The organism is Streptomyces spongiae, from assembly GCF_009377185.1.
Taxonomy (GTDB): Bacteria; Actinomycetota; Actinomycetes; order Streptomycetales; family Streptomycetaceae; genus Streptomyces; species Streptomyces spongiae.
In genome coordinates this window covers 1-8,829 of record NZ_VJZC01000421.1, presented here as the reverse complement: position 1 = coordinate 8,829, position 8,829 = coordinate 1, and the positions used below count along the sequence as shown (strand labels likewise).

General features: G+C 71.8%; 8 protein-coding genes. 6 read left to right on the top strand and 2 right to left on the bottom strand.

Annotation, left to right across the window (positions count from 1 at the left end):
* Positions 1 to 56: 56 nt before the first annotated feature.
* On the bottom strand, positions 57 to 860 hold the full coding sequence (locus FNH08_RS36755) for a nuclease-related domain-containing protein (protein ID WP_152775870.1): 804 nt from the start codon (positions 858 to 860) through the stop codon (positions 57 to 59).
* 87 nt (positions 861 to 947) lie between these two features.
* On the opposite strand from FNH08_RS36755, the gene FNH08_RS36750 reads away from it, so the two are divergent.
* The 6 genes from FNH08_RS36750 to FNH08_RS36725 all read left to right on the top strand — a co-directional run bounded on the left by FNH08_RS36750 (position 948) and on the right by FNH08_RS36725 (position 6,743).
* Positions 948 to 1,466: a protein-tyrosine phosphatase family protein gene (locus tag FNH08_RS36750; RefSeq protein WP_152775869.1), complete on the top strand. Its 519-nt coding sequence runs from the start codon at positions 948 to 950 to the stop codon at positions 1,464 to 1,466.
* Positions 1,467 to 1,578: 112 nt separating this feature from the next.
* The gene (locus FNH08_RS36745; protein ID WP_322726079.1) at positions 1,579 to 1,956 is read left to right on the top strand and encodes an SH3 domain-containing protein; all 378 of its coding nucleotides are present in this window, start codon (positions 1,579 to 1,581) and stop codon (positions 1,954 to 1,956) included.
* A gap of 132 nt (positions 1,957 to 2,088) precedes the next feature.
* Positions 2,089 to 3,456 (top strand): FtsW/RodA/SpoVE family cell cycle protein, encoded by a 1,368-nt coding sequence (locus FNH08_RS36740; protein ID WP_152775868.1) that lies wholly within the window; start codon positions 2,089 to 2,091, stop codon positions 3,454 to 3,456.
* Between the two features lie 97 nt (positions 3,457 to 3,553).
* Positions 3,554 to 5,032 (top strand): penicillin-binding transpeptidase domain-containing protein, encoded by a 1,479-nt coding sequence (locus FNH08_RS36735; protein WP_152775867.1) that lies wholly within the window; start codon positions 3,554 to 3,556, stop codon positions 5,030 to 5,032.
* 96 nt (positions 5,033 to 5,128) lie between these two features.
* Positions 5,129 to 5,671: a DUF3291 domain-containing protein gene (locus FNH08_RS36730; RefSeq protein ID WP_152775866.1), complete on the top strand. Its 543-nt coding sequence runs from the start codon at positions 5,129 to 5,131 to the stop codon at positions 5,669 to 5,671.
* Between the two features lie 142 nt (positions 5,672 to 5,813).
* Positions 5,814 to 6,743 (top strand): AurF N-oxygenase family protein, encoded by a 930-nt coding sequence (locus tag FNH08_RS36725; protein WP_152775865.1) that lies wholly within the window; start codon positions 5,814 to 5,816, stop codon positions 6,741 to 6,743.
* Here FNH08_RS36725 and FNH08_RS36720 read toward each other — a convergent pair.
* Positions 6,640 to 8,829, bottom strand: a 2,190-nt coding sequence (locus FNH08_RS36720; protein ID WP_152775864.1) for an ATP-binding protein, incomplete at its 5' end; no start/stop codon positions are given. The two genes, FNH08_RS36725 and FNH08_RS36720, sit on opposite strands and share 104 nt — an antisense overlap.

The following is an 8,829-nucleotide window of genomic DNA, read 5'->3' as shown; positions in this document are numbered from 1 at the left end:
AGACCGCCCCGGACCCCGCTCCTCAAACGCCGGAGGGGCTGGAATGCCGGCCACCCTCACACCCGCAACCACGTACGCCGATCCCGCGCCACCGCGTGCAGCGCCTCCACATCCGCCGGCTTGAGGACCCCTCCCGAGCGGGCGAGCTGCGAGAGGTCCGTGTCCCGCAGGACGCGGGCCTCTCGTAGGGGCGCGACCACGTCGACGTCGGACGCGCCGACAGGGACCAGCACGGCCCGCGCCTCCGCCGTGAGCGCGTGCGAGGCACGGGCCGCGTCCGCCCGCACCTGTCGTAGCAGGGGCCGTGGCTCGTGCCGCCCCACCGTGACCATGGGGTCGGCGACCAGCACACGCTGCTTACGGGCGTACAGCGCGCGGAGGCAGAACAGCCCGCCCGGCCCGATCACCAGATGGTGAACGCGGTCACCGCCGGGCAGCGGGATCGAGTGCAGGGTGTGCCAGCCCGCGCCCTCCAGCCGGTCCAGCGCCTCACCGACCGCCTGCTCCGCGGTCAGGGCCCGGCGCCGCGGGTCCGGGCGCAGCCTCCGGGGCGGGCCGGGATCGCGGTCGAGGGCGATCAGGAGCGCCTCCCCGGGGCGGTTCGGGGCCAGGTCGTCGTCCGGCGGCAGGGCGAGCCGGGCGAGCTCCGCGGGGGTCGGCACCGGGGGCGGACCCACCGCGACCGGGCCGGTCAGGAAGGGTCCGAGCACGTCGAGCACGTCCTCCCGCCGGTCCTCGCTCAGCAGGTTGACCCGGCCCGCCTCCCTGTCGTACCAGGCGACGTTCCGTCCGTCCGGAAGGCAGACGTGGAGCCGGTCCTGTCCGTGCCGCCCGCCCGGTACGACGCGCAGTTCGCTCATGCACCATCACCCCCGACCATGGGAACAGGCGGGGTGCTCAAGGTGCAAGAAGCCGGTTACCTTTGGGATGACTTGGGGGAGGTGCCGTTGCGGACCCGCGGAATGCAACCCGATGTACCGGCCCCGGACAGCCCGTGGAGCGAGATCGTGCCCGGCCTGTGGATGGGCGGCCACGAGTTCGCCGGGCGCTCCGGAGAGCGGGAGTTCGCCGTCGTGCACGACGAGTTCGATCTGGTCCTGACACTGCTGCGACTCCCGGGGCACGGGCCGGACGAGGGCGTCGAGCACCACGTGTGGCCCATCCCGGACGGTCCGCTGGACGGGACCCAGCTCACCGGCGTGATGCGGCTGGCGCAGACCGCCTCCGAGGCGCTGGCGGAGGAGCGCAGGGTGCTCGTGCGCTGTTACCACGGGTACAACCGCTCCGGGCTCGTCGTGGCCCAGTCCCTGATCCGCGAGGGGCGCTCCCCCGACGACGCGATCCGCCTCATTCGCTCCCGCCGCTCACCGTGGGCCCTGCACAACGAGCTGTTCGTGGAGTACCTGCGCACGGGCCTGGCCACGGCACGTCTCCTGGAGGAGCTCGCGGAGGAGGCGGCGGAGTAGCGAAAGCCGGGAGACGCACGCGATCCCCGATGGCCCAGCATGACAGGCGCAGCCCCCACCCCCCTCCTAATGTGGCGATTAGTCAGCTTCGCCCATTTCATGGAGGAGTTCCATGTCCGTGCGGATGTCCTTGCGGTCCAACCTCATGCGCGTCGGCATACTCACCGCCGGAGGCGCCCTCGTCACCCTCGCCGCCAGCGGCCCCGTGTCCGCCGGCGACCGGAGCGGCGACGGCGACAGCAATTCGACGAGCGTCACCAAGGGCCGGGTCACCGCCGTCGGCGGCCTGCGTCTGCGCGACGCCCCCACCCGCGACAGCAGGGTCGTCCGCGTCGCCCCCTTCGGGGAAATCGTCAGCATCTTCTGCAAGACGCCGGGCGAGACGGTCGACAGCAACCCCCTGTGGTACCTGCTCACCGACGGCACCTGGGCCTGGGGTGCGGCCCGCTTCATCGACAACATCGACAAGACTCCCCGCTGGTGCCAGTGACACCGGACACGGCGGCGACGCAGGGGCGACACGGGCGACGCTGGGTCAACACAGGGGCAACGCGTGCGCCATAACGGCCTGATTGTCACGACATAACGGGACATCAGACATATCGCTTGCTACGTTCCGGACATGACCAAGGCCGGAACGACCGTGGCCGCCGCCCCGTCCCCTGCGGCGGTACGCCTGCCCCGGCGCCGTGGCGTGGAGCTCGCCCTCATCGTCGTCGCCGTTCTGCTCTGCGTGTACGGCTACTGCGCTGTCGGTCTCGCGCGCAGCGGCACCGTCCCGCCCGGCGCCGCCCACTACGGCGCCGGGCTCGGCGTGCTCGCGCTGCTCGCGCACTGCGCGGTGCGGCTGCGGGCGCCGTACGCCGATCCGCTGCTGCTGCCCATCGCCGTCCTGCTCAACGGCCTGGGCCTCGTACTGATCTACCGCCTCGACCTGGAGACCCCGCACGACCAGGCGGCCCCCGCGCAGCTGAACTGGTCGACGCTGGGGGTCGCGCTGTTCATCGCGGCCGTGGTGTGGTTGCGGGACCACCGGGTGCTCCAGCGCTACGCGTACGTGTCCGTCGCCGGCGCGCTGGGCCTGCTGGCGCTGCCGATCCTCTTCCCCGCGGTGAACGGAGCCCGGATCTGGATCCGGGTCGCCGGATTCTCCCTCCAGCCGGGCGAGTTCGCGAAGGTGCTGCTGGCCGTCTTCTTCGCCAGCTATCTGGCGGCGAACAGGAACGCGCTCGCGTACGCCGGCCGCCGCGTCTGGCGGTTCAACCGGCTCCAGTTGCCCACCGGGCGGGTCCTCGGCCCGATCGTCGCCATCTGGCTGCTCAGCGTGGGCGTCCTGGTGCTGGAGCGGGACCTGGGGACCTCGCTGCTGTTCTTCGGTCTGTTCGTGATCCTGCTGTACGTCGCCACCGGCCGCACCGGGTGGATCGCGGTGGGGCTGATGCTCGCGGTCGCGGGCGCTGTCGCGGTGGGCCGGCTGGAGCCGCACGTGCACAGCAGGGTCGAGGACTGGCTGCACCCCTTCGCGTCGATCGAGGCGGGCCGGGGGCCCAACCAGATCGCCCAGTCCCTCTTCGCGTTCGCCGCGGGCGGCGTGCTCGGCACCGGCCTAGGTCTCGGCCACTCGATCCTGATCGGCTTCGCGGCCAAGTCGGACTTCATCCTGGCGACGGCGGGCGAGGAGCTCGGCCTCGCGGGCCTGTCGGCGATCTTCCTGCTGTACGCGCTGCTGGTGGAGCGCGGCTACCGGGCGGGCCTCGCCCTGCGGGACCCCTTCGGCCGGCTCCTGGCGATCGGCCTCGCCTCGATCATCGCCCTCCAGGTGTTCGTCATCGCGGGCGGGGTCACCGGACTGATCCCGCTGACGGGCATGGCGATGCCGTTCCTCGCGCAGGGCGGCTCCTCGGTCATCACCAACTGGATCATCGTGGCGCTGCTGATCCGCATCAGTGACTCGGCCCGCAGCCAGTACGACGGGACACGGGCGCCGTGAGGGGTCCGGGCGGACGACACCGCTTCCGGCACAGACCCCAGGCCCGGACTCCGGGCCCAGGCCCAGGCCCAGCCCCAGGCCCACAGGAGGTCCGCTCATGACGAAGTACATCCACCGGGCCGCCGCCCTCTCCGCGTTCCTGTTCCTCGCCCTCCTGGTGAACGCCGCCCGCATCCAGGTCTTCCAGGCCGGGACGTACGACGACAGCCCCGCCAACCGCCGTGGGGCGATCGCCCGCTGGAGCCAGCCGCGTGGGGACATCGTCGTCGGCGACCGTGCGGTCACCGGCTCCCGCGACACCGGCGAGCAACTCCGCCACGAGCGGACGTACGGCAACGGCCCGTTGTACGCGCACATCACCGGCTTTGCCTCGCAGATGTACGGCTCGACGCTCCTGGAGCACACGGAGGACGCCGTACTGGCGGGCACCGATCCGATGATGTCCCTGCTGCCGGCCTGGAACGACGTGACGCGCTCCCGCACCCCGGGCGGCCGGGTCGTCACGACGCTCGTTCCGGCGGCACAGCGGGCGGCCTACACCGGGCTGAGGAACCGCCGGGGCGCTGTGGCGGCGCTCGAACCGACCACCGGACGCGTCCTGGCGCTGGTGTCCACACCGTCGTACGACCCGGGAGAGCTGTCCGGGAACGGCTCGGCCGCGGCCATGGCGTGGGCGCGGCTGAACGGGGACCCGGCCAGGCCGATGCTCAACCGGGCGATCCGGCAGACCTATCCACCGGGTTCGACGTTCAAGGTGGTGACGGCCGCGGCGGCGCTGGACTCGGGTGCGGTCAGGAGCCTGGACGCGAAGACCAGGTCCCCGGCCCCGTACACCCTGCCCGGCACCCGGACCTCCCTGTCGAACGAGGCGAAGGGCTGCGAGAACGCCTCCCTGCGCTACGCCTTCGAGTGGTCGTGCAACACGGTCTTCGCCAAGCTGGGCGCGGACGTGGGGCTGAACCGGATGCGGAGCACGGCGCGGAACTTCGGCTTCAACGACTCCGGGCTGCGGATCCCCTTCGGGGTCGCGCCGAGCAACTTCGACACCTCGATGGACCGGGCCCAGCTCGCGCTCTCCTCCATCGGGCAGTACAACACGCGGGCCACCCCGCTGCAGATGGCCATGGTCACGGCGGCGGTCGCGAACGGCGGCTCGGTCATGGCACCCCATCTCGTGGACCGGACGACCACGAGCATCGGAGCCACGCTCCAGGAGAGGGGCCCGCGCACCCGGCGTCTGGCGATGACCCCGGCGACGGCCGCAGAGCTGCGCGAGCTGATGACCGACGTGGTGAGGAAGGGCACGGGTGCGAACGCCGCGATCCCCGGCGCCACGGTCGGCGGCAAGACCGGCACCGCCCAGCACGGCGTCGGCAACTCCGGCACCCCGTACGCCTGGTTCATCTCCTGGGCCCACGCGGACGACGCGATGGAACCGGCCGTCGCGGTCGCCGTCGTCGTCGAGGACGCCGACGCCGACCGCGGTGAGATCAGCGGCGGCGGCGACGCGGCCCCGATCGCCCGCGCGGTGATGAAGGCCGTACTGAAGAAGGCGGCCGCGGACGGGCGACGGTGACGGCGTGTGCATGCCCGTGGTGTTCAGGTCCCGTGGTGTTCAGGTATTGAGATACAGGCTGGGCGAGGGCCCATGCCCGACCTATCGTTCGGTTCCATGACGAAACCCGCCGCGTACGAACTCGCCCAGGTCAACATCGCCCGCCTCAAGGCCCCCCTGGACTCCCCGCAGTTGAAGGACTTCGTGGACGCCCTCGACCCCGTGAACGCCGTGGCCGACGCCTCGGACGGCTTCGTCTGGCGACTGCAGGACGAGTCGGGGGACGCGACGAACATCCCCGTCCTGGGCGACGAGTGGCTGATCATCAACATGTCGGTGTGGCGGGACACCAACGCGCTGACCGCGTTCATGTACCAGGGGCAGCACCGGGAGTTGCTCGCGCGGCGGCGGGAGTGGTTCGAGCGGGTGCGGGAGGCGATGGTCGCACTGTGGTGGGTGCCGGCCGGGCACCGGCCGACCGTCGCGGAGGCGGAGGAGCGGCTGCTGCACCTGCGGGCGCACGGGCCGACACCGTACGGGTTCACGCTGCGGACGTCCTTCCCGCCCCAGGAGGCGTTCCCGGTCCTGGGAGCGGGCGAGGGGGCAGGCGCGGGAGCGGAAGCGGGGCAGGTGGCCGAGGATCTGGGCTGCCCGGTCTAGAAACCGCGGCGGGCAACGCGGCAGGCATCCGCGGTAGACAACTTGTCAGCAAGTGGCGCCCAAGGGATTGACGAGCTTGCTGACAAGCGGTCTCATAACCGGTGACCGGCGGTAACCCGTGGTGTGAGGTGGGACGGCGACGATGACGACGGTGACCGAGGCCGAGGTGCTGCGCGACGCGCTCGGCCTCCTCAAGGACCGGGAACAGGTGGCCGAGCGGCTCCTCGCCTCCTCCGCCAGGCACTCCTTCGACCCGGACACGGAACTGGACTGGGACGCGCCCTTCGAGGACGGCAAGTGGTTCTGGCCGCCGGAGCTGGTGTCGCTGTACGACACGCCGATGTGGCGGCGGATGGGCGAGGAGCAGCGGATCCTGCTGTCGCAGCACGAGGCGGCGGCGCTCGCCTCCCTGGGCATCTGGTTCGAGATCATCCTGATGCAGCTGCTGGTACGGCACATCTACGACAAGTCGGCGACGAGCGCGCACGTCCGCTACGCGCTGACCGAGATCGAGGACGAGTGCCGTCACTCGAAGATGTTCGCGCGCCTGATCGCCCAGGGCGGCACCCCCTGGTACCCGGTGAGCCGTGCCCACCAGCACCTGGGCCGCCTCTTCAAGACGATCTCGACCACCCCGGGGTCCTTCACGGCCACCCTGCTGGGCGAGGAGGTGCTGGACTGGATGCAGCGCCTGACGTTCCCCGACGAACGGGTCCAGCCCCTCATCCGCGGCGTGACCCGCATCCACGTGGTGGAGGAGGCCCGCCATGTCCGGTACGCCCGCGAGGAGCTCCGCCGCCAGATGCTCACGGCCCCACGCTGGTCCCAGGAGTTCACCCGCGTCACCTCGGGCGAGTTCGCCCGCGTCTTCTCGGTGGCCTTCGTGAACCCCGAGGTCTACACGAACGTCGGCCTGGACAAGCAGGCGGCCATGGCCCAGGTGAAGTCCAGCGCCCACCGCCGGGACATCATGCGGACGGGCGCGAAGAAGCTGACGGACTTCCTGGACGACATCGGGGTGTTGCGGGGGGTGGGCCGACGGTTGTGGAAGTCGTCGGGCCTGCTGGCGTGAGGGGGGCGTTCGGGCCGAGCGCGTCGAGCCGTTCCTGGGTGTCCCGGGCCTTTTCGGTGCGGTGCTGGGAGCGGAACAGGTCGAGAGCCTGTTGCCAGCTCTCGCGGGCGTCGGTGGCATGGCCCAGGGCCTGGTGGATCGCTCCGAGGCTGAGCAGGGCGTCCGCGACCTGTGCGGTGTTGCCCGTCTCGCGGCACAGACCCAGTGCCTGCTGGTAGTGGTCCAGCGCCTCGGCGTACCGTCCGGTGTGCCGGGCGACATGGCCCAGGCTGTCGAGGGCGGAGGCCTCGCCCGCGTGGTAGCCGATCTCGCGGAACATGGCGAGGGCCTGGGTGCAGTGCCGACGGGCTAGTTCGTGGTTGCCGAGGATCGCGTGGTTCCAGCCCACGGCGTTGAACGCGTTGGCCTCCCACACCGGGTTGTCGAGTGTCCCGTAGCGGCGCAGGGCGCGTTGGGCGTGGTCCAGAGCCTGCCGGTGGTCGCCCTGCCGTGCCCGGACCCGGGCGATGCTGCGGTGGGCGTGGGCCTGGCCCGCGGCGTCGTCAACCTGCTCGAACAGTGCTAGAGCCGACCTCAGATGGTCCAGGGCCAAGTCGTTCTCGTCCAGGTCTGCGCGGGTCCGGCCCAGGAGCCAGTGGGCGGTGGCCCGGGCCGCGGGGTCACCCAGCCGGTCGGCGGCGGTGAGCCCGTTCCGCCAGGCCGTGAGCCCGTCCCGGACATGGCCCCGGTGCCGTTGGAAGGCGTCGAGTGTCCAGGCCAGCTGCCATGCCTGACGGTCCCTGCCCTGCTCCAGGGCGAGCTCCTGGGCGGCGAGCAGGGACGGGTGCTCCGCGTCGAACCACGCCAGTGCCGCCGCTTTCTCCATCGGCAGCGGGCCTGCGTCGGGTGCCGGGGGGTCCAGCCGGATCGGCTGACGGTGCGGGAACAGGAGCCGGTCGGCGGTGCAGGCGGTGTGGAGGTGGAAGTCGACCAGCCGGCGCAGAGCCGTGTCGCTGAGGTCGCCGGGCAGGGTGTGGCCCCGTTCGGTGGCGTAGAGGCGGACCAGGTCGTGCATGCGGTAACGGCCGGGGGTGTGCTGCTGGAGGAGATGGGCCTCCTCCAACGCCCGCAGCAGGACTCGCGCGCGGGGGCCCGGGAGCCCGGTGAGGCCGGCCGCGGCGGGCAGACTGATGTCCGGCCCCGGTGCCAGGCCCAGCAGGGAGAAGACCTGTGCGGTCCGGTCGTCCAGGGCCCGGTAGGACGTCTCGAAGACCGCTCGCAGATCCGTGGTGAGGTCTCCGGCAGTCAGGGCGTCGAGTCTGTGGGTGGCGTCGTCGATCTCCTCGGCCAGCAAGGAGAGGGGGAAGTCGGGTCGAGCGGCGGCTCGGGCGACGACGATGCCCAGGGCCAGGGGCAGTCCCGCGCAGCGTCTGAGCAGGGCGTCCACCGCGTCCGGTTCGGCCGTCGTCCGGTCCTGGCCCAGGGCACGCGTGAGGACCTGGCGGGCCTCGTCGTCCGGGAGTGCGCCGAGAGCCAGGCAGCGGGAGCCGTGGGTGGCGGTCAGGGCGCCGAGGTGACTGCGGCAGGTGACGACGACCATGCAGGTGGCGCTGCCGGGGAGCAGAGGGCGGACCTGGTCGGCGTCGCGGGCGTTGTCCAGCACGACGAGCATGCGCCGGTCGGCGGCCAGGGACCGGTACAGCCCCAGTTGGGCCTCCAGATCGGCTGGTATCTCCTGGGGGTCGGTGCCGAGGGCGTCGAGGAAGCCGCGTACGACCGTCGAGGCGGGCAGCGGGGTGGTGATCGGGTCGAAGCCGTGCAGGTTCGCATACAACTGGCCGTCGGGGAACCGGTCGAGGTGCTCGTGGGCCCAGTGCAGGGCCAGCCAGGTCTTGCCGATGCCTCCCACACCGCCGATGGCGGAGATCACGAGCACTCTGTCCGCGTCGGTGGCTTCCTTCAGCAGGCTGTCCAGGGCAGCGAGTTCGTCGTCCCGTCCGACGAAGGCCGCGGGAGGAGGCGGTAACTGCCGTGGGACCGGTCTGGAGGGGCGGCGCGCGGCCGACGCCGCGGCGGCCTCGGCGGGGGCGGTGTCGAGGGTGGGATC

Bases quoted from the DNA above. Each gene is read 5' to 3' on its own strand.
- FNH08_RS36755 (WP_152775870.1), bottom strand. From the start codon at position 860: ATGAGCGAACTGCGCGTCGTACCGGGCGGGCGGCACGGACAGGACCGG.
- FNH08_RS36745 (WP_322726079.1), top strand. From the start codon at position 1,579: ATGTCCGTGCGGATGTCCTTGCGGTCCAACCTCATGCGCGTCGGCATA.
- FNH08_RS36740 (WP_152775868.1), top strand. From the start codon at position 2,089: ATGACCAAGGCCGGAACGACCGTGGCCGCCGCCCCGTCCCCTGCGGCG.
- FNH08_RS36735 (WP_152775867.1), top strand. From the start codon at position 3,554: ATGACGAAGTACATCCACCGGGCCGCCGCCCTCTCCGCGTTCCTGTTC.
- FNH08_RS36730 (WP_152775866.1), top strand. From the start codon at position 5,129: ATGACGAAACCCGCCGCGTACGAACTCGCCCAGGTCAACATCGCCCGC.
- FNH08_RS36725 (WP_152775865.1), top strand. From the start codon at position 5,814: ATGACGACGGTGACCGAGGCCGAGGTGCTGCGCGACGCGCTCGGCCTC.